17 protein-coding genes and 1 tRNA gene are annotated in these 22,179 nt (G+C 53.4%); 6 read left to right on the top strand and 12 right to left on the bottom strand.

Going from position 1 to position 22,179, the window contains the following annotated elements:
- Positions 1-431: 431 nt before the first annotated feature.
- Positions 432-1,508, bottom strand: a complete 1,077-nt coding sequence (locus tag H7U12_RS10270; protein WP_186637052.1) for an LptF/LptG family permease — start codon at positions 1,506-1,508, stop codon at positions 432-434.
- A gap of 113 nt (positions 1,509-1,621) precedes the next feature.
- On the bottom strand, positions 1,622-2,752 hold the full coding sequence (tgt, locus tag H7U12_RS10265; RefSeq protein WP_186636985.1) for a tRNA guanosine(34) transglycosylase Tgt: 1,131 nt from the start codon (positions 2,750-2,752) through the stop codon (positions 1,622-1,624).
- Between the two features lie 171 nt (positions 2,753-2,923).
- On the opposite strand from tgt, the gene H7U12_RS10260 reads away from it, so the two are divergent.
- The 3 genes from H7U12_RS10260 to rsmG all read left to right on the top strand — a co-directional run bounded on the left by H7U12_RS10260 (position 2,924) and on the right by rsmG (position 5,688).
- Positions 2,924-4,054 carry a glycosyltransferase gene (locus H7U12_RS10260; RefSeq protein WP_186636982.1) on the top strand — a complete coding sequence of 377 codons (1,131 nt, stop codon included), beginning with the start codon at positions 2,924-2,926 and terminating at the stop codon, positions 4,052-4,054.
- Positions 4,045-4,653, top strand: a complete 609-nt coding sequence (locus H7U12_RS10255) for an RNA polymerase sigma factor (protein ID WP_062542709.1) — start codon at positions 4,045-4,047, stop codon at positions 4,651-4,653. The genes H7U12_RS10260 and H7U12_RS10255 overlap by 10 nt, the downstream gene beginning before the upstream one ends.
- Before the next feature lie 393 nt (positions 4,654-5,046).
- On the top strand, positions 5,047-5,688 hold the full coding sequence (gene rsmG / locus H7U12_RS10250) for a 16S rRNA (guanine(527)-N(7))-methyltransferase RsmG (protein WP_186636979.1): 642 nt from the start codon (positions 5,047-5,049) through the stop codon (positions 5,686-5,688).
- 125 nt (positions 5,689-5,813) lie between these two features.
- Here rsmG and H7U12_RS10245 read toward each other — a convergent pair whose 3' ends face one another.
- Positions 5,814-6,446, bottom strand: coding sequence for a hypothetical protein (locus H7U12_RS10245; RefSeq protein ID WP_186636976.1), 633 nt, complete (start codon positions 6,444-6,446; stop codon positions 5,814-5,816).
- Positions 6,447-6,499: 53 nt separating this feature from the next.
- A complete protein-coding gene (locus H7U12_RS10240; RefSeq protein ID WP_186636973.1) occupies positions 6,500-8,437 on the bottom strand; it encodes a peptidylprolyl isomerase in 1,938 nt (645 codons plus the stop codon).
- Between the two features lie 158 nt (positions 8,438-8,595).
- Between H7U12_RS10240 and H7U12_RS10235 the strand changes: the two genes are divergently transcribed.
- On the top strand, positions 8,596-9,777 hold the full coding sequence (locus tag H7U12_RS10235; RefSeq protein WP_186636970.1) for an MFS transporter: 1,182 nt from the start codon (positions 8,596-8,598) through the stop codon (positions 9,775-9,777).
- A gap of 500 nt (positions 9,778-10,277) precedes the next feature.
- On the opposite strand, the gene H7U12_RS10230 is transcribed toward H7U12_RS10235, so the two are convergent.
- Positions 10,278-12,131 (bottom strand): ABC transporter ATP-binding protein, encoded by a 1,854-nt coding sequence (locus H7U12_RS10230; protein ID WP_186636968.1) that lies wholly within the window; start codon positions 12,129-12,131, stop codon positions 10,278-10,280.
- Positions 12,132-12,416: 285 nt separating this feature from the next.
- Between H7U12_RS10230 and H7U12_RS10225 the strand changes: the two genes are divergently transcribed.
- Positions 12,417-13,250: a serine O-acetyltransferase gene (locus H7U12_RS10225; protein ID WP_186636966.1), complete on the top strand. Its 834-nt coding sequence runs from the start codon at positions 12,417-12,419 to the stop codon at positions 13,248-13,250.
- Between the two features lie 104 nt (positions 13,251-13,354).
- On the top strand, positions 13,355-14,269 hold the full coding sequence (gene cysK / locus H7U12_RS10220; protein ID WP_186636964.1) for a cysteine synthase A: 915 nt from the start codon (positions 13,355-13,357) through the stop codon (positions 14,267-14,269).
- Between the two features lie 113 nt (positions 14,270-14,382).
- Here cysK and H7U12_RS10215 read toward each other — a convergent pair whose 3' ends face one another.
- The 7 genes from H7U12_RS10215 to H7U12_RS10185 all read right to left on the bottom strand — a co-directional run bounded on the left by H7U12_RS10215 (position 14,383) and on the right by H7U12_RS10185 (position 22,146).
- Entirely contained in the window at positions 14,383-15,174 is a 792-nt protein-coding gene (locus H7U12_RS10215; RefSeq protein WP_186636961.1) for a hypothetical protein, read from the bottom strand.
- 142 nt (positions 15,175-15,316) lie between these two features.
- Complete coding sequence (locus tag H7U12_RS10210) at positions 15,317-16,171, bottom strand: DUF3575 domain-containing protein (protein ID WP_241749292.1); 855 nt, start codon at positions 16,169-16,171, stop codon at positions 15,317-15,319.
- Positions 16,172-16,469: 298 nt separating this feature from the next.
- The gene (locus H7U12_RS10205; RefSeq protein ID WP_186636959.1) at positions 16,470-16,739 is read right to left on the bottom strand and encodes a hypothetical protein; all 270 of its coding nucleotides are present in this window, start codon (positions 16,737-16,739) and stop codon (positions 16,470-16,472) included.
- Positions 16,740-16,902: 163 nt separating this feature from the next.
- Positions 16,903-17,202: a hypothetical protein gene (locus H7U12_RS10200; RefSeq protein ID WP_186636956.1), complete on the bottom strand. Its 300-nt coding sequence runs from the start codon at positions 17,200-17,202 to the stop codon at positions 16,903-16,905.
- Between the two features lie 164 nt (positions 17,203-17,366).
- The gene (locus H7U12_RS10195; protein WP_186636953.1) at positions 17,367-18,428 is read right to left on the bottom strand and encodes a glycosyltransferase; all 1,062 of its coding nucleotides are present in this window, start codon (positions 18,426-18,428) and stop codon (positions 17,367-17,369) included.
- 261 nt (positions 18,429-18,689) lie between these two features.
- Positions 18,690-18,763 (bottom strand) — tRNA-Ala (locus H7U12_RS10190).
- A 245-nt stretch (positions 18,764-19,008) separates the two neighbouring features.
- Positions 19,009-22,146 carry a TonB-dependent receptor gene (locus H7U12_RS10185; RefSeq protein ID WP_186636950.1) on the bottom strand — a complete coding sequence of 1,046 codons (3,138 nt, stop codon included), beginning with the start codon at positions 22,144-22,146 and terminating at the stop codon, positions 19,009-19,011.
- Between the last annotated feature and the right edge of the window lie 33 nt (positions 22,147-22,179).

The raw sequence follows: 22,179 nt of genomic DNA, 5'->3' as shown, positions 1-22,179 counted from the left end.
AATGATAAATTAAAAAATAGAGGAGTGTTTTAGGGCTGTTTTCAGGAAAATGGCCGGTAAACGGAAACTGCGTCTTGAGGCGCTGTTGATCGCTTTCTTCACCGCCGACTCACCGCTGGCGCGAGTCTCCAGACTCGTGCCTTTTGATGCCGGGGAGTCTCCAGACTACCCTCGCTGCCCTGCGGCGAAACCGGTACTGCTGGTCTTTTATGTCTGCTGCTTTTCACCACCCCGCCCTGCGGGCACCCCTCCTAAATTAGGAGGGGAGTTGTTGGCTGCCACCGCTATACCGCCAGCTCTAAAGACCTCCGAGTGTCTCTGCAATTAAGTTCGTGGTTCCCGGCGAGTCTGGAGACTCGCTTCATCCCATGTCACGAGACCGGAGTCTCGCGCCAGAAATCAATCAACAACCAACAATAAACAATCAGCAATCAGCGAGGTACCGTTCGATAGAGCACAATGCCGATGACTGTGAAGACCGCGAGGGGAACAAAGGCGGCCAGCTGCGGCGGAATACCACCCACGGAGGCCAGGCTTCGGCTCATCATCACGAAAATGATGAAGATAAACGCCAGCACGAAGCCTAAGGCAATCTGCAGACCCACGCCGCCCCGCACTTTGCGGGAACTCAGGATCACCCCGATGATGGTGAGCACCGTGATGGCAAAGGGATAACTCATGCGCTCGTATTTTTCGGTCATGTACATCTCCACATCGGTGGCACCGCGCAGGATTTTCTCGTCAATCAGCTTGTTCAGCTCGGCGTTGGTGAGGGTCTCCTTCAGGCGGTAGGTGCTGGCAAAATCTTTGGGCAACAGGTTGAGGGTAGTATCAATGGCCCCGCCGTTGAAGACGGTTTCCTTGTCGCCGTTGAAGGTGCGCAGGGTGTAGCTGTCCATGTGCCACTTCTGCTTGGTGCTGTCCCAGCGGATGGACTCAGAGGAAAGTTTTCTGATCAACTCCTGCTTTCTGATGGTCTCCAGCGTGAATTTGTAGCCCACATCGGCGTGGTTGTTATAGCTCTCCAGGTACACGTACGAGTCTGGCCCGATGCGGAAGTGCACGTTGCGGCCCTCAAAGGTGTACGGGTTCTTTACGTACTTGATCTCAAAGGCCACCCGCGTTTTGTTGGCGGTAGGAATCACGTACGATGCGAAAAAGAAGATGAAAATCCCGATGATCACTGACCCGATGACGTAGGGCACGAGCATCCGCTTAAAGGAAACCCCGCTGCTCAGAATGGCCACAATCTCGGTGTGCGAGGCCAGTTTGGCCGTCACAAACACCGTGGCAATAAACACCGTGATGGGGCTCAGCATGTTGATGTAATGCGGGATCATGTTCATGTAGTAATCTACCAGAATGATCTTCACGGAGAGGTTGTGCTGAATGAAGTCATCATTCTTCTCCACGAAGTCAATCACGCAGATCACCGCAATCAGGATGATCACCACGAACACGAACGTGGTCAGGAACTTCTTGAGGATGTAATTATCTAATAGCTTCAGTTTCACAGATTCTTAGATTAAGCAATAAGAAGCGAGAAGCAGGAAAGACTTTTACATCGGAATGCAGAGTAAAACTTCCTCTCCAATTCCTTTTCCTGCTTCAGAATTCTCACTTACAAACGTGTCATCAGTTTTTGCACCATTTGGTCTTTCCAGGCCCTAAACGTACCCGCCAGAATCTGCTCGCGCGCCTGGCCCACTAACCAGAGGTAAAACGTAAGGTTGTGCACGCTGGCAATCTGCGCGCCCAGCATCTCGGTGGCGTGCATGAGGTGCCGCAGGTACGCCTTGGAGTAGAACGTGCTCACGTAACCGCCCAGTTCCGCGTCAATGGGCGAGAAATCCTCTTTCCAGCGCTCGTTCCGGATGTTGATGATGCCTTGCGTGGTGAACAGCATGCCGTTCCGGGCATTACGGGTCGGTAACACACAGTCAAACATGTCTACGCCCAGGGCGATGTTCTCCAGAATGTTGGCCGGCGTGCCCACGCCCATGAGGTAACGTGGTTTGTCACTGGGCAGTATGTCGCAGACCAGTTCGGTCATCTCGTACATCATCTCCGCAGGCTCACCCACGCTTAAACCACCGATGGCGTTTCCGGGCCGGTTTTTGGAAGCGATGGTCTCTGCACTCTGGATGCGCAGATCTTTGTAGGTGCTGCCCTGCACAATGGGGAAAAGCGTCTGCTCGTAGCCGTACTTGCCCTCAGTGGAGTCAAAGCGGTCAATGCAACGCTGCAACCAGCGGTGCGTGCGCTCCATGGAGTTGCGGGCGTAGTTGTAATCACAGGGATACGGCGTACACTCGTCAAAGGCCATGATGATGTCGGCGCCAATAGTGCGCTGCGTGTCCATCACGTTCTCAGGGGTGAACAGGTGACTGGAGCCGTCAATGTGTGACCTAAACTTCACGCCGTCTTCTATGATCTTGCGCGTGCCCGAAAGCGAGAACACCTGATACCCGCCGCTGTCGGTGAGAATGGGACGGTCCCAGCCGTTGAATTTATGCAGTCCGCCGGCTTTTTCCAGCACGTTCAGGCCGGGCCGAAGGTACAGGTGATAGGTATTGCCCAGGATAATCTGCGCCTTTACGTCTTCTTTCAGCTCGCGCTGGTGCACGGCTTTCACGGTGCCGGCGGTGCCCACCGGCATGAAAATAGGGGTTTGTATGGTGCCGTGGGCCGTGGTGAGGACCCCGGCGCGGGCTTTGGAAGCGGGATCTTTTGTTACTAAATCAAACGTCATGAACAAGGGGTAAAGTGCTGGAGAAGCCTTCTTTAGAACAGGGGCGGGCTGTCTTGCAGCCACCGGCGCTTCTCCAAACGGCAAAGATACAAACAACCTTTCGTTCTGCCGCTCCGCGGGTAGGCTGCTCCCAACTATTTATGCTATTTTTGGACTCAGTTTTCTTTTGCCTTGGACCTTACATATTCCCTTTCTGCTTCGCTGTTCTACCTGCTGGGCACCTGCGTGCTGGTGCAGCTGTTTTATGAACTCTACTATTTCCTGCCGCTCGCTTTCCACCCGAAGCAGGAAGAAGTTAACCCCGCTCAGTTACCGCCGCTGTCCATCCTGGTGTGCGCCCACAATGAGGTGGAAAACCTGCAGGAGCTGCTGCCGCTCTTGATACAACAAGACTATCCGCAGCCGTTTGAGATTATTGTGATAGATGACCGCTCCTGGGACGGCAGCCATGTGCTGGTGAAGGAATATGCCCTGGAGCATTCCAATGTGCGCCTGCTGCAGGTAAAGGAAACGCCGCCGCTTATGAGTCCCAAAAAATACGCGCTCTTCCTGGGCATTAAAGCCGCTCAATATGAGCACTTACTGCTCACCGACGCCGACTGTCGGCCCCTTTCTGACCAGTGGGCACAGCAGATAGCAGGCGGGTTTTCTGGCGGGAAAGACATCATTTTAGGCGTTTCTCCGTATATGCAGATATATGGATTATTAAATCATTTAATCCGGTTTGAAACCTTCTTGACGGCAATGCAGTATCTGTCGTTTGCCAAGAGGGGCCAGGCGTACATGGGAGTGGGGAGAAATCTGGCGTATACCAAATCAACGTTCTTACGTAATAAAGGCTTTGCCTCCCATATCAGGTCCTTGGGAGGGGATGATGATTTATTTGTGCAGGAAGCTGCCAAACACTCTGCCGTCCAGATTGTCATTGACCAAGGCGCCCAGACAAGCAGTGCCCCGGAGAACCGGTGGCGCGACTGGTGGCGCCAGAAAAGGCGACATATGGCGGCAGGGCGGCAGTACCAGAAGAAGGAACAGTTCAGACTCGGACTTTTTGTCTTGTCGAATGGGCTATTTTATGTAATATCACTCGTTCTTTTAAGCATACAGTATCAAACTCTAGCGGTTGGCCTCATTATTGGGGTGAGGTATGCCGGCCTGTATGGCACGTACCTCCCGGTGGCCCGCCGCCTGCAAGATCCGCTCAAATGGTGGTTGCTGCCGGTACTGGAACTAGGATATTACCTCAATTACATAGGGATCGGGATCTCTGTTTTAACGACTAAAAAGGTAAGATGGAAGTAAACAAACAATTCTCCGCGAAAGCGAAACACGATTTCAAACTGATTCAGTCAGCGGTGGAAGACGGGGATGAGAAGGCCTACGCCGAACTGATGCAGATATACAAAAAGCCAGTTTACCACGTGGTCCTCAAGATGGTGCGCAACGCCGATGACGCTGAGGATCTCACCATTGAAGCCTTCGCGAAAGCCTTCCGCAACCTGCACAAATTCAACCCCGAGTACGCCTTCAGTACCTGGCTCTTTCGCATCGCCACGAACAACTGCATTGACTTCATCCGGAAGAACAAGATCAAGACCATGAGCATTGACTCAGCCATCAAGATCGACAACGGCGATGAGATCACCATTGATTTCAAAGACAACAACCTGAACCCGCAGGAGAGCGCCATCAAAAACCAGAAGATCGAGATCATGCAGTACATCGTGAGCAAACTGCCCGATAAGTACCAGCGCCTGGTCACCCTGCGGTATTTTGACGAGCTGTCTTACGAGGAGATTGCCACCGAACTCAGCGCCCCGTTGGGGACCGTGAAAGCCCAACTGCACCGCGCCCGCGAGTTGCTCTATGACATGGTGAAAAACAAAAAGCACCTGATCTAGCTAGTAGCAAGTATCACATAGCGAGATTTTAAATTGAAATGTTAGTAGAAAGCAGCCCATGTGGCTGCTTTCTGCGTTTAGAGCCTGTTTTGCAGAAAACTGTCTCTAAACGCAAAACTGAAATCCCACAAGTTTGAGCGCAGCGGTAACTTGTGGGGAGCATATTGCCAGTTTGTAACTGGCTTAGATTCTGATCAAGTCCAGTTTGTCGCCAGTTGCAAACTGGCTATCAAATAAAGCCACAAGTTACCGCTGCGCTCAAACTTGCGGCAGATGCGTTTTCTGGCCCTTTTCTTGAAAACACACCCAAAACAGAAACTGGTGCCCCGGCATTCTCACAAACTCAGGACTCAGAGTTCCAGACTCAGAACTCCTTTCCTTATCTTTGCGCCTATGAACCCGACATCCACCGATATCCTACTTCACTACTTCCCAGACATAACGCCAGAGCAGCAGCAGCAGTTTGCGCGCCTCTCGGAGTTGTATGGGGAGTGGAATTCCAAAATCAACGTGATCTCCCGCAAAGACATGGATAACCTCATGGTGAACCACTTGCTGCATTCTTTGGGCATTGCCAAGGTGGTGCAGTTCCCGGCGGGAACCTCGGTGATGGACGTAGGCACCGGCGGCGGCTTGCCGGGTTTACCTCTGGCCATTCTGTTTCCCGAGGTGAAGTTCCATCTGGTGGATTCCATTGGCAAGAAGATTCATGTGGTGCAGGAGATCGCGCAGGAACTCCGCCTGCACAACGTGAAAGCCACCCACACCCGCGCCGAGCAGGTGCACGAAAAGTATGACTTCATTGTGAGCCGCGCCGTGGCAAGGTTAGCTACATTCTACCAGTGGATTCAGTTCAGCTACAAAAAAGACTCGGTGCCCGGGCAGGGATTATATTATCTCAAAGGCGGTGATTTGTCTGAGGAATTGGCGGAGTCTGGCTTAGTGCACGAGGTGTATGACCTGAATTCTTATTTCCAGGAAGAGTTCTTCGAGACGAAGAAGGTGGTGTACGTGCCGCTGCATCCCACGGCGTAAAGTGTTTTGGGGCTGTTTTTTAGAAAACAGGGTTAAAGTATAAAAGCAGAAGCCGCTTCATTTGGAGCGGCTTCTGCTTTTATAGGTCTGTAGTTGGGCCAGTAGATAAGCGGTAGGAGTATTCTCTACCCTCTTTCAAAACTTAGTTTATCTAAACTATCACTATCCAGCATTATTGAAATGTCTTCTAAGGAACCTATAGTAAGACAAAAAGGACCTGAATTGTCTTTCTTTGCGAAGAAACGGAACTCCTGTTGATATAAATATTCTAAAGGCTTTTTGAAAACCGACCAACTTCCTAAGTATTCCTTTGTATTCACATATTCAACTGGCCCATATATTACCTCAACAGAGTGAATTGCGGCTTCTTTCTTTATCCTTGAAATAAACTCTTCTACATTCGTGATAATGATGAAGGTGTCTCCAAAGTCTTTACACTTAGCGTCAATCAATATCTCTTCTGGCCTTTGCACATTGTACAAAGTATACATGGAATAAATATTCCCCATAAGTTCATTATGCCATAAGGAAAGTCTTCCCGTCTCGGCATAGCCTATCTTTCTTCCCCTATGAGAAATTTCAATGTTGGTTATCTTTTTGATTTCAGAAAGACTTTCATGCTTATCGCCTCTCAATTCATTATCCTCAATTTTGACGAACTCACTCAAATGATTCATATAGATTACTCCACTCTTGTAGAGTTGTTCCATATGAACTTTTTGTCCAAATTTAATGAGGCCAAATAGATTGATTTCCATATTGAATTAGTAGAGGTAAGGAAGTCTTGCTACTTGATACGTGTATCCTGCTGCTACCGCACCAACTCCACCTTCTCAATAGCATCCCCAATATTCAACCGATGCACCACGTCCATGCCTTTGACTACGCGGGCGAAGATGGTGTATTTGCCGTCCAGGTGCGGGGTGGGGGAGTGGGTGATGAACCATTGGCAGCTCTCGGTGTCTTTGCCCGCCGAGGCCATGCCTACGTAGCCTTCCAGGTAGTTCAGGTCGGCTAGTTCAGAGCGGATGGCGTAGTCGGTGGAGCCCCAGCCATCGCCGCGGGGGCAGCCGCCCTGCGCCACGAAGTTGGGCACCACGCGGTGGTAGTTCTTGCCGTTGTAGAAGCCTTTCTCCAGCAACTCCACAAAGTTCGCCACGGAGCCCGGCGCGTCTTCCACTAGCAGTTCAAAGGTGATGTCGCCTTTGGAGGTTTGCAGGCGGATTTTCTGGTTTTTCTGCAGCTTGTTGACCGTGGCCCAGTTGATGGGGTGACTGAACGGAGTAGCCGGGGTTGGGGCCGAGGTTTTGCCTTCCAGGTAATCCAGGGTTTTCTGCAACTCTAGGTACGTTTCTATGTCGCGGGGAAGAGTGAGTTTGTCGCGGGCCTGAATGAGGAAAGCGCGGTCCGCGTAAGCATTCTTCATGTTCAAATCCGGATTCCGGATGGCACCGGCGGCAATGCCCACCAGAGCCACATCGCCAGATTGAATGGCTTTTTGGAAAATCGAGCTAAAAACGGGAGCGGTCGATGCGTCAAAATTCTTCTGCCCTCTGATGGCGGCAAGGGCTTCCATGCCCGAGGTGCTGATGGCCGGATGCGCCGCCTGAAACGTTTGCTGTTCAATAAAGCGGGAATTCGCCTGGTCTTTGCTCAACGCCGTGAGCAAGGCCGCTTTCTCATACGGATTCTTGGCGGCGGCAAACCGCTGTTGTATCTGTTGCCCAACGGTTTGCTTTTGTGTTGCCGAGGCCAGGGCTGCGCCGAACAACGTGGCCCGCACGCGCCAATCCTTTTGTTTGTTGGCGGCCTCCAGCAGCCGGTTCGCTTCTTCGGCCGGAGCTTTGGCCGTGAGGTACTCGGCGGCACTGAGCGCCACGTGCGGATGTTTGTCTGACAATGCGTTCCAGGCGGCGGCTTGCACGGCGGCGTACGGCAATTGGTATAGGGCGCGCACAGCGTTAATCCGGACGCGGTAATCCGCTTCTTTCCGGAAAATCGCGTTCACCACCGGAGCCACGCCCGCAGTATCGGTCATTTTGCTCAGGGCCAGCGCCGCCGCCATGCGCACGTTGGCGCTGGGGTCCTGCTGCACTACTTTGAATAACTCTACTTTGGCGGGGCTAGGGTCCAGCTTGGCGGTACGCCCCAGGAAGTGGGCCGCGCCTAGGCGGGCTTCCTCCTGGCCGGAGGTTAACAGCGCAGCTGCCTTGGGAATGGTGCCCGTGTAGTTGAGTTTCCGTTGCCCGGCGCGGTAAATGGCCCAGGCTTGGGCGGCTTGCATCTCAGGCTGCGCCGTGTACCTGGCTATCATGTCCAACCCGTTTTGGGTAGCGCATTTGCCCCAGGCTTCCAAAATTTCGGCCCGGGTGAGGACGTGTTGCTCTTTCCCGTAGGCTTCCATCAGCGCAGCTTCGACTTTGGTGCTGCCAATCTGGCCCAAGGCATAAGCGGTGGCTTTCCGGACGTCGGCTTCCGGGTCTTGCAGCAAAGAAGTGAGCGCCGGAATGGCAATGCTGTCCTGCACTGACCCAAACGCCAGGGCCGCCTCGCGGCGGTACATGGTTTCGGGGCGTTCCAGGTAAGAAAGTAACTCCTGGGTTTTGCGTTCGTCCTGAAGCGTGTAGATTTTGCGCAGCGTTGCGTCGCTGAATTTATTCACGCCGTTTTGGGCACTCGTTTGGGCGGGTTGTTTGCAGGCGACGGCCAGCAGGAGCAGCGCGGCGGCGTTTCTGAGTTGTTTTTTCATAAAGAGCATTGAAGCACGGAAGATACAAAACTGTCCTGAGTCTGAGCAAAGCCTTTTATCTGCAGAAAGCCGAATCGCTGTTTTTGCCCTGTTTTCAGGAAAATGGCCCTAAAACGAGCACCAGATTGTCTTGCAAAATGCAGACCTTTGCGCCCGTTATGATTACCGCTGCCCCCGCCACTACTTATTCGTTCCGTTTCTGGATGCTGTGCCTGAGTTCGTTTCTCTTTTCGGCCAGTTTCAACATGATTATCCCGGAACTCCCCAATTTCCTGACACACCTCGGCGGAGCCGATTACAAAGGCTACATCATTGGCTTGTTCACCCTCACGGCCGGGCTTTCGCGCCCGTTCAGCGGCAAACTCACCGATACCATCGGCCGCCTACCGGTCATGTACTTTGGCGTGGCGGTCTGCATCTTGTGTAGTCTGCTGTACCCGCTGCTCACCACTGTGTTTGCGTTTCTGCTGCTGCGGCTCATCCACGGCTTTTCCACGGGCTTCACGCCTACCGGCGAATCGGCGTACATCGCGGACATTGTGCCGCTGGAGCGGAGAGGGGCCGCCATCGGTATTTTCGGGCTGGCAGGCAGCCTGGGTCTGGCGGCCGGACCAGCTATTGGCGGGGAGTTCAGCCGGTATTTCTCTTTGAACGCGCTTTTCTATTCCTCGTCCGGCATGGCCTTGCTGTCTATTCTGGTGTTGGTGAACCTGAAGGAGACGCTGCCCAACCCGCAGAAATTCAAGTTAGGTTTGCTGCGCATTAAGAAGGACGAAATCTTTGAGCCGCGCGTGCTGCCTACGTTTGTGGTGATGTTGCTCACGCTGTCCTGCTACGGGGCGGTGCTCACCGTCACGCCCGATTTCAGCCAGCACCTGGGCATCCAGAACAAAGGGCTTTTCTTCACCTTCTACACCGTGGCGTCCATTGGCGTACGGTTTCTGGCGGGCCGCGCCTCAGACCGCTTCGGGCGGGTGCCCATCCTCCGGGTTTCCACCTTGCTCATGGCCATCTCCATGGTGGTCCTCGGCCTAGCCGAAAACAAAGCCATGTTCCTGGGGGCAGCCGTCTTGTACGGCTTCGGGACGGGCATGAACTCGCCCACGCTCTACGCCTGGGCCATCGACCTGAGCCACCCCGAGCGCCGCGGCCGCGCCATGGCCACCGTGTACATCGCGTTGGAAGCCGGCATCGGCATCGGGGCCTTCGCCTCCGGCTGGATTTACGGAAATGAGATAGGCGCTATTCCCTACGTGTTCTGGGGTGCCGCCGCGCTGTGTTTTGCAGCGTTTCTGTTTGTGGTGTTAGGCAAGTTTGCGAAGAGGAGTTCTGTGGTCTGAGTCTAGAGTTCTGAGTCGGGATGCCGTTGTTGGTGTTATCCCTTGTCGCTGGCGCGAGTCTCTGACTCGTGCCTATGATGCCGGGTAGTCTCCAGAATACCCTCGCTGCATCGCAGCGAAACCGGGACTGCTGGTCTGGCGTTTACCACCCCGCCCGCTGGGCACCCCTCCTAACATAGGAGGGGAGTGGTTGGCTGCCACCGCTATACCGCTTACTCAAGAGACCTCGTAGTGTCTGAAAGACCTGCGAGCGTCTGCGCCAATATCCTACTTGTGGTTCCCGGCGAGTCTGGAGACTCGCATCATCCTGTGGCACGAGACCTCAGTCTCGCGCCAGAGAATTACAGGTAGCTGCATGTGTTTTAGGCCTGTTTTAGTAAAAAGGAGCCCGAAACGCAGTTCTGGTTGTTGGTGATAACACCAACAAGGGTGTCTGAGGCTCTGACTTCAAACTAAGAATTTCAACTCAGGACTAAATACTCAGAACTCAGGACTTCCTTTTACAAGTATCCCTTCGCTTGTAACCTAAACAGCTCCGCGTAGCGGGTGCCTTTGGCGATGAGTTCTTCGTGGGAGCCCATTTCCACGAATTGGCCGTTCTCGATGACCAGAATTCTATCCGCCATGCGGACGGTGGAGAAGCGGTGGGAGATGAGGACGGCGGTTTTGCCTTGGGTCAGCTCCGCGAAGCGTTGGAAGACTTCGTGCTCGGCGCGGGCGTCCAGGGCGGCGGTGGGCTCGTCCAGAATTAGGAGTTGGGCATCGCGCATGTAGGCTCTTCCCAGCGCTATTTTCTGCCACTCGCCGCCTGATAAGTCCACGCCTTTGTTGAAACGCCGACCGATGACCTGGTTATATCCCTCGGGAAGTTTCGCGATGACGCTGTCGGCGAGGCTTTGCTGCGCGGAGGTCTGGATGCGCGGTTGGTTCTCTTTTTCCTCAATCCGGCCGATGGCGATGTTGGTGCCCGCCGTCATTTGAAACCGCACGAAGTCCTGGAAAATGACGCCAATCTCACGGCGCAAATCGGCGGGGTCATACTCCTTAAGGTCAATGCCGTCCAGCAGAATCCGGCCTTCGGTGGGGTCATAGAGGCGGGAAAGCAGTTTCACCATGGTGGTTTTGCCGGCCCCGTTTTCGCCTACCAGCGCCAGTTTCTCGCCGGCGTGCAGGGTGAAGTTGAGGTGACGGAGCGCCCATTTCTCGGAGTTGCGGTACTGGAAACCCACGTTCTCAAAGGTGAAGCCGTGTTGGATTGGTTTGGGAAAGGGAGGAGCAGAGGCCAGGCGCCGGATGCGGGGTTGCAGTTCGAAGAAATCAAAGAAATCTTGCAGGTACAAGGCGCCCTCGGCCACGCTGGTGAACCGGTTCAGCACCGATTCCAACAAGCCGCGCAGGCGCATGAACGAGCCCGAGAGAAAGGTCAACTGACCCAAGGAAACCTGCCCTTGCACCGTTTGCATAAGCAGGTACACGTACGCGCCGTAGTACCCGGCGCTGCCCAGGGCGGCAAACACGCTGCCCCACCCGGCCCGCCGGATGGCCAGTTTCTCGTTGTCTTTGTAGAACTGGTTCGAAAGCGTGCGGAAACGGTCAACTAGAAAACCAGACAACCCAAAGATTTTCACTTCCTTGGCCGTATCGTCGCTGGCGCCGGTTTGCCGCAGGTAATCTAGCTCGCGGCGCTCGGGCGTCCAGCCGTGCACCAGGGAATAGCTGCGTTCGTTGAAGTGCGACTCGCCCAGGAAAGCCGGTAGAACGGCCACTAAGAGTAAAAGCAACAGCCAGGGGTAGAAAGCGATGAGACCGGCGGCCAGGAAAATCATGGTGAGGATGTCCTGCATCTGGCCCAAGACCTGGCTCATGAGAATGGTGCGGCTGAGGGTCTGGCGGCGGGCGCGTTCCAGCTTATCATAGAAGGCCGAGTCCTCGAACTGGTCCAGGTCCAGCTCGGCGGCGTGTTCCATGAGCCGGATGGAAGACTGGTTCGCAAACAAATCGCCTAGCAGTCCGTCAATCAGGGCGATGCCCCGGTTCAGGAAATCAGACAGAATCGCCAGTCCAAATTCCAGCGCCACCAGGGTAAGCAGATAGCCCAGCAGTTTGTCATTGGTTTGGGTCAGGCGCACCACTTCGTCAATGATGAGCTGCCCAATGTACAGCATGGCCAACGGAACGGCCGCCCGGAACAAGCGTAGCACCACGTTAATGAACGCCATGCGCGGATTGGTTTTCCAGACCATTTTCAGGAACGGCGGCAGGTGCTTGAGCGCGCTGACCCGCTGTTTCACCGATAGTTGGGGTTGCCCCTCGCGTGGTACTTTCTTACCGAATAGATTATCCCAGAATGCCATAGGCAGCGAATTTATTGAAAAGCCTTTTACTTACGCGGTTTTCGGGGAAACGTCCTGCCAGAATCCGGCCGCCGCCGTAAAAAGAGGAGATTAGAGAGCGGGCTATCAGGTTCCGGAGGGCGTTTTACGGCTGTTTTTCTGAAAACATGCGTAAACCCATAGAAGTACTATACTTAAGGTAACCAAAGGAGAACCGGCCTACCGGCAAGTGGGTTGTACCTTTGCACCTGTTGAAAGAGCGAAGGTTTTTGTTTCCTTCGTCTGTATTAATTCGTAGGACAGTTTATGGAAGAATTATTTTTACAACGGCTCTGGACCCTGCACCAGCAGAACCAGCTCAGGATACCCACCCACCTCCTGTGCCAGTTTCTGAACCGCTTGCTGCAGATGCTTTTCCCGCCGTTGGCAGAACAGCCCTTTAAAAGCGCGGCCGCGCTGGAGCAGGAAGCCACGTTTCTGGAGCAGGAATTGGAATCGCTGCTGGAAGGCGTGCAGCACATCAGCACCTTCTCGGCGGCCGAGACCGTAGACCGGTTCATGAGCCAGTTGCCCCATTTGCATGAGCGGCTGATTTCTGATGCCCAGTTCATCTTGCAGGAAGACCCGGCGGCGCGGCACATAGAGGAAGTGATGCGGTCTTATCCCGGCTTTTACGGTATTGCGGTGTACCGCATCGCGCATTTGCTGTACCAGGAGGGCGTGCCGTTGCTGCCCCGCATCTTAACCGAGTACGCGCACAGCCGCACCGGCATTGACATTCACCCCGGTGCCCAGATTGATTTTCCGTTCTGCATTGACCACGGCACCGGCATTGTGATTGGCGAAACCACCGTCATCGGCAAAAATGTGAAGCTGTACCAGGGCGTAACCTTGGGCGCTTTGAGCGTGGCCAAATACATGATGGACTTGAAACGGCACCCTACGCTGGAAGACAACGTGATTATCTACGCCGGGGCCACCATTCTGGGCGGCAACACCGTCATTGGCGCGCACAGCATCATTGGCGGTAACGTATGGCTCACCGAGAGCGTACCTGCGTATTCAAGGCTCTATCACCGGGCTCAAATCAAGGTAAGCCGGTCTGAGGCCCCCGAAGATATCCTGGATTTCTCTATCTAATCTACTTCCCCTATGGGATTTAGGAAATAATTTTACATTTGTATCACTTCACGGGCAAGGTCCTTTGCTTGAAGCGGTACTTCTTCTAACGTTAATCTCTTGATATGAAAGCAGAAAGTATATTACAGACCATCGGGGAAACCCCTGTCGTGCGCATCAATAAATTATTTGGGCCCGATGCCCAGGTGTGGATGAAACTGGAGCGCGCCAACCCCGGCGGAAGCATCAAAGACCGGATTGCCCTGTCCATGATTGAAGACGCCGAGCAGCGCGGCTTGTTGAAACCGAACAGCCATATCATTGAACCCACCTCGGGCAACACCGGCGTAGGTTTGGCCATGGTGGCTGCCGTAAAAGGCTATGACATCACCTTGGTGATGCCGGAGTCCATGTCCATTGAGCGCCGCCGGCTGATGGCCGCTTACGGAGCCAAACTGGAACTGACCCCGCGGGAAAAAGGCATGAAAGGCGCCATTGAACGCGCCCACGAACTGGCCGCCGAAAACGAGAACGCCTGGATTCCCATGCAGTTTGACAACGAAGCCAACACCCGCATCCACATAGAAACCACCGCCCAGGAAGTACTCAGAGACTTCCCCGATGGCCTTGATTACCTGATTACCGGCGTTGGTACCGGCGGACACATTACGGGCGTAGGCCAGGTTTTGAAGCAGAAATTCCCTAACCTGAAAGTAATTGCCGTGGAGCCTACTCTGTCTCCCGTATTAAGTGGCGGGGCCCCGGGGCCGCACCCCATCCAGGGCGTAGGTGCCGGCTTTATCCCCAAGATCATGGACATGTCGGTGCTGGACGGCATCATTCAGGTAGACCCCAAAGACGCGTTTGATTACGCCCGCCGGGCGGCCCGCGAAGAGGGGATTTTCATCGGGGTTTCCTCTGGTGGTTCACTGGCCGCCGTCGCGCAGAAATTAGCCGAAGTTGAAAAAGGAGCCCGTATTCTCACGTTCTGCTATGACACCGGCGAGCGTTATTTATCAGTGGAAGGCTTGTTTGTATAGCAGCATCCGCTTGCTTATTACAACAAAGCCGCCCTTGCGTTTGCAGGGGCGGCTTTGTTTTGGGCTGATTTTGTGAAAACGGGCTTAAAACGGATAGTGCAGAAGGCCTAGTCTTAGTAGCAGGAATACTCAAACGTGGTGGTAGAGACCGTGGGGGCAGCACCTGCTGCAGCGCTGGTAACAGTAGCCGTAGATGGGTAGCCCGCCTCATTGTACTCGTAACTGTACTCTGTCACCGATTCTGTGGTAGTGCCACTTGCTACATCAGTAGAAGAAAAGGCGGTACGCGTGCGCATGTTTTTGTTGAAGTTGATCACCGTAGAAAGAAACCCAATAGCCTCCTGGTCCTGACGGCGTTTGTTTTCCTTGTTCAGGTCAAAGTTGTAGCGAGTAACGGTGCGCTGGGTAGGGGAGACATACGTTCTGACGGTATTGTTACCACCTATCCATTCGTAGTCAATTGTATACCGAACGGTGACCGTGCCGGCTCTCTCCATCTTTGCCGTGTACTTTGTAAGTTGGTTCTGGCCGTTGTACTCTGCTTCGTAGAAAAAGATGTTTCCGGTAGGGTTCGTTCCTCTTACCTCAATCCATTTCCCTTTGTCATTGTACGTGATTCTGTCGGGTACTTGCCTGGTGCCCGTCTGCTCGTTCACGTACTGGCTTTCCTCAATGCGGCCGTCACTGCCGTAGGTGAAACGGTAATAATCTAGTAGGTTTCCATTCTGGAAATACTGAACTTCTGAGATCCTGTCGCTCTCGTAGATTTGCTCTATGGAGCCGCCTGTTTTATTGGATTGCCTTAGCTCCTGGCAAATGGTTTCATTGGGTTCCATCTCAGAGTCCTCTATACAGGCCGTTAGTAAAATGGGGAAACAAAGTAAAAGACGTAGAAAATGTTTCATAAGGAGTTTTTGAAGGGTAAGAAAATGGAGAAGTGAGGTCAGGCTGTGGAAAGGCCAAAACTGGATGAATAGCCATTATGTCTTTAGGCTAGTCGATGAAGCTCGGGCCGGGAAAAAAGGCAGCAAGAGATGGTGGGAATGGCTAAAAGGCTATCCCCAGACTAAAGCCGAGGCCTCTAATGCCGATGAAGGGAGCGTTGCCTTTCACCGTTACGCCTTGGTCGGTGACGGTGGCGTCTACCTTGGAGTCGCCGGGCAGATCATCGTTGATAGACTCAATATCATCGGCTAATTCTCTTCTTTCCTGCGGGGTCATGTCGCTTAGGTCGGTTGTGCCATCCAGGTCAAGTTTCATTTTGCCGTAATGCCCGCCCAGGATGTACCAGTCAAAGGCTACCCGCTTACCGATGAGCCACTGGGAGCCGATCATCAGCCCGCCGCCCAAGCCTTTGATCTTTCCGTCAATCGGGATCATGTAGGTTCTGGAGTCGGTTTCATATTCGTGGGTGTAGGTGGCGTCCAGGTTCATGTAGCGGCCGTACAGTGACAAGTAAAATCCCCGGGCACCCGGCTTTTTGCCCGTGTAGAATCTGATCTCCCCGGTATAAGACTTATTGGCGATGGTGGAGCGGTTAAGATAGTCGCTCAGGTCATCGTCTTCTTCTAAGAGCCTATCCATGGCTTTCTCTACCAAGAAGATGGAGGAGGTGTTGGTTTTGGGAATAAAGCTATAGCCGGCCACCAACGTGATCTTGCGGGTCAGGGAACGTTCATAGCTGAAACTGTAGTTGTCCAGCGCCAAAGACGTAAGGTTGATTTTGATGATGTTTTTCCGGAAGACCTCGTCCTGAGCAATATTCTTCAGCCCCGGGCTATTTTGGCTGAGAGGTGGCGGGGAATCCAGCTTCACGCTATCTGAAAGACCTTTAGTTGGGGGCGTGTTCCCGAAACTGTGGAAGCTGGAAATAATCAGGAGAAGAGTAAAGAATACTTTCATATACAAACATTTATATAATTTATTTAAAGGTTTATAGATGGGTGGGTTATTCCTATACCCACAAGTTGGTATTTCCCTTATTCATGGTCATTATTTACTTCTACAAAGCCGCACTGCTCTGTATTAAATGGCCTTTTTTGGCAGAGTAAGCTGTAAACCTGATCAGTTAAGATCTTGAATCAGGCCCAAAACAAAGCCGCCCCTGCAAACGCAGGGGCGGCTTTGTTTTGGGCCTGATTTTCTTAAAAGAGGCTTAAAATAGAATAGCCTTCCGTTAAGAGGGGCTTAGGCGGTGGCCTTATTGGTTGTTGGCCGAAGTGTCAGAAGAAGCTCCAGTAGCGCCTACTCCCAGTGAGCTACCCAATCCTTTTACGGAGTTGGTGACACTATCCGTGAGGGAGCGTCTTTTGTCTTTGCCCAAGGCCGCAATGGCAATGCCAGCCCCTGCCGCGCCCAAAAGGGAATACAAGACTTTCTTATTCTTCGTCAAAGATTTCACTCCGCTGAGTAGAGACTTGTTCTTGGTGCCTTTAGCCTCTTTGTTTTTTTTATTTTTGTTCTTAGCCATTACTGTTGCGTTTTAAATAGTTGATGTATATCGGTTAATACGAAGGGAAGATGTGGTTTATCCTTTCCCTAAGAACCTACGCCTCTCCTCCTTTTATGTTCTGTTTTCTTGAAAGTAAGCCTGAACTATGGAGCAAAAAACCAGTGCCTTGCGGCGTTTCGTTTTAGATGTTCTCTATGGCAAAAGGTTTTTGGGCCTCCTCTTCTTTGTGTGGTTTGTCTTTTTTGGGAGGTTTGCTATGAAGGGCCGCATCTGCGGTATGGTGGTGGGTCAAATGCTTCACGGCCGCCGTAATCCCGTCTACCAGATTTCCGGCTCTGTCATGGCCCAAGGCCTTCCCCAAGGCCACCCCAGCGCCCACAGCTCCCAGCAGGGCCAGAAGAACCCGGTTGTCTTTGATATACGGCTTCACCGCTTTGTAAAAGGTTTGGTGCTTCTTGCCTTTCTTCTTTTTCTTAGCCATGATGTTGTCTCTGGGTGGAATCTAAGTATCTGATCTCTTGGAGCAGGAATGCCCTGTCAGCCATGCTTTACGTGTTCCCGTAGGCTTGGTTCATGGAGAGAGCACTGGCCCGACAGCGTTTCCCGGGAGGAAACCTCTTGTGCCTGAAAGCAAATGCTAGGTGGTTAGCGTTGCTTCTTAAGTTCTTCTAGCGGATAGAAGCTGTCGCGCCAGTAGATGCCGCCCTGCTGGATGGTTTTGAAAGCCGATTTCAGCAGGATGTAGACCATGACCGCCCCGGCGAAGGGTATCAAAAACGCGTGCCACCATCTGCCGTGGATTCCGGGTTTAAACTGCATCAGCAAGAGCTGGAAAGTGAGCAGAATTGCTGCCAAAGCTAGACCGAAGCTTCCCAGGAAAAGCAGCAAAGGCAACGGGAGCACAAAGACCAGAATGGTGGCCAGCGCCATGCCCATGGCGGTGGGTAAATGGTAATTGGCAATTGAGAAGGTATTCTTCATTAAGCCGTTGATGAACTCCCGCAGGCTGGTATACCAGTGCAGCGACACCTCCTGTTGGCCGTACACCACATCTTGCCGTAAGCCGGCGGCTTTGATGCGTTCCCCCAGTTTCAGGTCATCGTCGGGGCGTAGGGAGAAGGCGGTATGGGTGCCGGTTTTTTCATAAGCAGTTCGTTTCAGCAGGTTGAAGGCTCCAATCCCGATAGAGGCATTGGACTTGGGATTGCTGATTTCCCAGGGGCGCTGCCGCAGTTCCAGCATAATGGAAAATGTGGTCATCACACTCCTGAACAGACCCGAAGGCGACGTGATCTCGGGCATCACCGTCAGGTGGTCTAACCGGTGCGCCGCTGCGTAGTGCATGGCTTTCTTCAAGGCGAGGCGGTGATACATCACGTCGGCATCCGTGAACAGCATCCATTCCTCAGAAGTGTGGAGATAGCCCTGGTACAAGGCATGGTTTTTCCCCAGCCAACCGGCCGGAAGTTCTTCAATGGTGATCACTGTGATGGCGGGGTTGGCCTGTGCCATCCGGCGGAGGATCTCTGGGGTGCGGTCCGTGGAACGGTCGTTTACCACCAGTATCCGGGCTTTGGGGTAATCAATCTGGCAGATGCTGGACAGGGCCTGCTCCAGTTCCGCCTCTTCGTTTCTCACGGCAATGATGATCGCAACGGACGGCTCCGCGCCAGCAAGCTCAGGCGAAATATCCTTCAGATACTTCACTCTTCGGCAATTGATTAGTAAGTAGATGCAAACAACCACCCATGCCAAGGTGATCAGTAGCGCATAGCCGGTGAGTAACATACAGCGGAAATAGCCTCTAAGTGATTTTACCTTTCTTTACTTAAAAGAAGCGAAAAACGCAGCTATTATTTCACAGACGCTGTTTTATTTGTGAATTACTTGATAGAGCGTGTCTGGGGAAGAAAGAGAGAGAGGTACAAAAAAGCCCTTACAATGAGTTGTAAGGGCTTTTAAAAGGAGTGGAGAATATCGGAGTCGAACCGATGACCTCTTGCATGCCATGCAAGCGCTCTAGCCAGCTGAGCTAATCCCCCGTTTTGATGCTACAAAAGTAATAGCCTTTCTGGTAACTGCAAAATCTTTTTTCAGGCTTTTCTTCCTTTCGCCGCTTGTGCGCTTCATTTTGGTCCCAAAGAAACGTAGGTGGTTAGCTGTAAGTAGTTGATTACGTTAGGCTTGTTGCTGAAAATGACCAACCCTTGCCCTAGCCACAAAAGCAATAAAAAAATCGGGTGAAATGCGTTTTCGCCCGATTTTCTGAAAAGTAGCCCTTAAACGATTACTCGAAAATGTACCGCAAACCTACTTGCCCCTGCCATCTGGAGGCGAAGTTAGTGGTCCACACCGTGGACGATGGGTTGCTGAAGGTGTACAGAGGCCGGTTATCTGCGTCGCGGCGCTGCAAGCGGATCAGTTCAACCGCCGAGTTATTCACGGAGTAATTGCGGCCCCAGTCACGGTTGAACAGGTTGCCTACGTTGAAGACGTCAAACGTGAGTTGCAGCGTGTGGTCCTTGCCGCCAAAGTTCGCGAAGATGTCCTGGGTTAAACGCATGTCCACGCGGTGGGTCCAGGGAGTACGGGCCCCGTGCCGTTCGGCGTACTGGCCGCGGCGGCTTCTCAGGTAGTCATCGTTCTCAATGAAGGCGTTCAAATCTGTCCACTGCTGGGCTGCGGTACGGGTCACCGCACCAGCAGTGTTGGTGGCGTCAATCAGGCCGCTTTCTTCAAAGGTGCGGGGCACGTACAGCAAGTCATTGGCGTTGCTGCCGTCGTTGTTGATGTCGCCCGCATACAGGTACGTGAACGGTAAACCTGACTGCCCTTCATAAAAGAGGGAAACGGTGGTAGCGAAGTTGTTCAGCCATTTGATGGTATAGCCGCCAGACGCAATGACCCGGTGCCGGATATCAAAACGGGAATAGGAAAGCTCCGGGTTATTGGGGTTTCGGTACACCTGGTTGAATTGCCAGTTAGACCGGGCGGTGCTGCTGGTGCCGCTGTTCACGTCTTCTGATTTACCATAGGTATATGCCACCATGGTGTTAAGCCCGCTGGTGAAGTTCTTCTGCAACTGGCCCGTTAAGGTGTAGGTGTAGCCCCGGTTGGTATTGTCCAGCAAGATGACGTTGGTGAAACTACTGGAGACCCTGCCTGAGGAGTACAGCGCCCGGTTATCTGGCCCCGAAAGGGTTCCTGTGGGGTCCAGCAGGTTGATGTCCTGGTACAGGATGTCGTTCATGGTTTTGGAGTAAATCCCCTCCAGCGTGGCGATGACCCCAAACGGAAGGGTATAGTCCAGGGCCAGGTTGGTCCGGAAGGTCTGCGGAATTTTGAAGTCCTCTGCAATGAGGTTGATCTCAGCGGTAGAAGAGGCGGGCCCCAGGTTTCTGATTGCATCTATGTTGGTCTCAAACCGGTCAGGAGTGGTTTGGTTGCGCAGAAACAGCGAGCTGAACGTGACCCCGTTGTTGGTGAACTGGTTGGAGAGCCACACAAACGGAACTCTACCCGTGAAGATACCGGTACCGCCGCGCACCTGGAACGTCTTATCGCCGCGTACGTCCCAGTTGAACCCCAGCCGAGGAGCCCACAGCACCTGGCCTCCGGGCGTCACATCGGTTCTTAGGTTGGCGTATTGGGTGTTCGCGAAAGCCGTTTCCACCGCTGCGTTGCGGGCGGGTTCATCCGGAATAACCGGCATATCCACGCGCAGGCCCAAGGTTATCCGCAGATTGTCCAGTACATCCATTTCGTCCTGTACATAGAAGCCCAGTTGGGCGGCCTTGAAGTCAGCCTCTGGCATGGGGTTAGCCGGGTCCGCTGAATAGGTCTGCTCAATCTGGAACGGCCTTCTGGCGTAGAAATCCTCCACGCTGTTGAATTGGTAGTACCCGTTGTAGTTGTTGATGAAGAGGTTCCGGAAGTTGAAGAACTCGTTGTGGGTACCTATGGTAAAGGTATGGCGCCCTCTGAAGATGGTGAGGTTATCGGTGAACTCAAAGATGTCCTGATCCAGTTCATTGAAGGCAGAACTGCGCTCCGTGCCGGCTGTAATGGTGTTGCTGCCGCTGCCCAGGAACCGGATGGTGATCTGCGGAAAAAGGGCCCCGGGAGTATTTCGTCTGTCCCTGATTCTGGAATATCCCACGATCAAGCTATTAGAGAGGTTTTCTGAAAAACGGCTCCTAAGCTCGGCCACGGTGCTGTTAGTGGTGCTGTTGAACTCATAGGCGTTCCCTCCGAACCGGAAAGTGGTGTTCGTGCGGGTGATGTTGTCATCAAAAGCGTCTACGAAGTTATGGCGCAGGGTCAACTGGTGCCGGTCAGTGATGTTCCAGTCTAAACGCCCGAAGATCTTGTTGCTTTCGGTACGGCGGTTGATAGACCCCAGCGTGCCGGGATCATAGCCATATTTAATCCGGAGGGTATCGGCCACCCGGCGCACGTCCTCCGCGGGCACAATGGAGCTGGGGTCGCCTAAATTAAACAAAAGCGGCTCGGTACGGCGGGTGATCTCCGCGTTCAGGAAGAAGAACAGTTTGTCTTTGATCACGGGGCCGCCTATTCTGAAGCCCGTCTGGTAGTCTTTGAACTCGGCGGTTTCCTGCTCCGTCACGGGGTCTTTGCCCACGGTGTTTTCATTCCGGCCGAACGCGTAGATGGAACCTTCCCAGTTGTTGGTGCCCGACCGGGTAACGGCGTTGATGCCCCCGCCGGTGAAGTTCCCGAATTTGACATCGTATGGCGCCAGCACTACCTGAATCTGGTCAATGGCATCCAGGGAGATGGGCTGGGTGCCCGCGCCTCCGCCAGGAGTACCGGAACTGGCCAAACCAAACACGTCGTTGTTCACGGCCCCGTCAATGGTGATGTTGTTGTAACGATTATTGGAGCCCCCCAAGGAGTTGCCAGAGGCCTGAGGCGTGAGGCGGGTGAAGTCCTGGAGGGAGCGATTGAGGGTGGGCAGCCGTTCTATCTGTTCCCGGGAGACGTTGGTGGCGGCCCCGGTTCTATCGGCGTTGATGACGGCGCCCCGTTCAGAGACCACCTGTACCTCGCTCAACCCTACGGCACTGGCCGCCAGGTTGATGTCCAATCTCAGGGTCTGTCCTAATGACAGAAAAACGTTTTCACGGCGTTGGTCCTGGTACCCGATGTAAGTGGCCGTGATGGTATAGGGGCCGCCTACCCGCATGTTCTGCAGGTTGTACCGTCCGTTTTCGTTGGCACTGGCGGCATACTGCGTATTGGAAGGCGTATGCACCGCCACGATGGTAGCGCCGGGCAGGCCTTCCCCGCTCGCATCTGTGATTTCCCCGGTCATGGAGGCGGTGGTAGCGCCCTGGCCCCAACTAAGGTGCATTGGTACCCACATCAAGAAAAGAAGAAATACTCTGGTAAATAGTTTTTTCATAAAAATTCCTTTAGTCAACGCTGGAGGATGAAC

The sequence above is a fragment of the Rufibacter sediminis genome, from assembly GCF_014269285.1.
Taxonomy (GTDB): domain Bacteria; phylum Bacteroidota; class Bacteroidia; order Cytophagales; family Hymenobacteraceae; genus Nibribacter; species Nibribacter sediminis.
The sequence above is the reverse complement of the archived record's forward strand: the minus strand, read 5'-3'. Positions and strand labels throughout refer to the sequence as shown.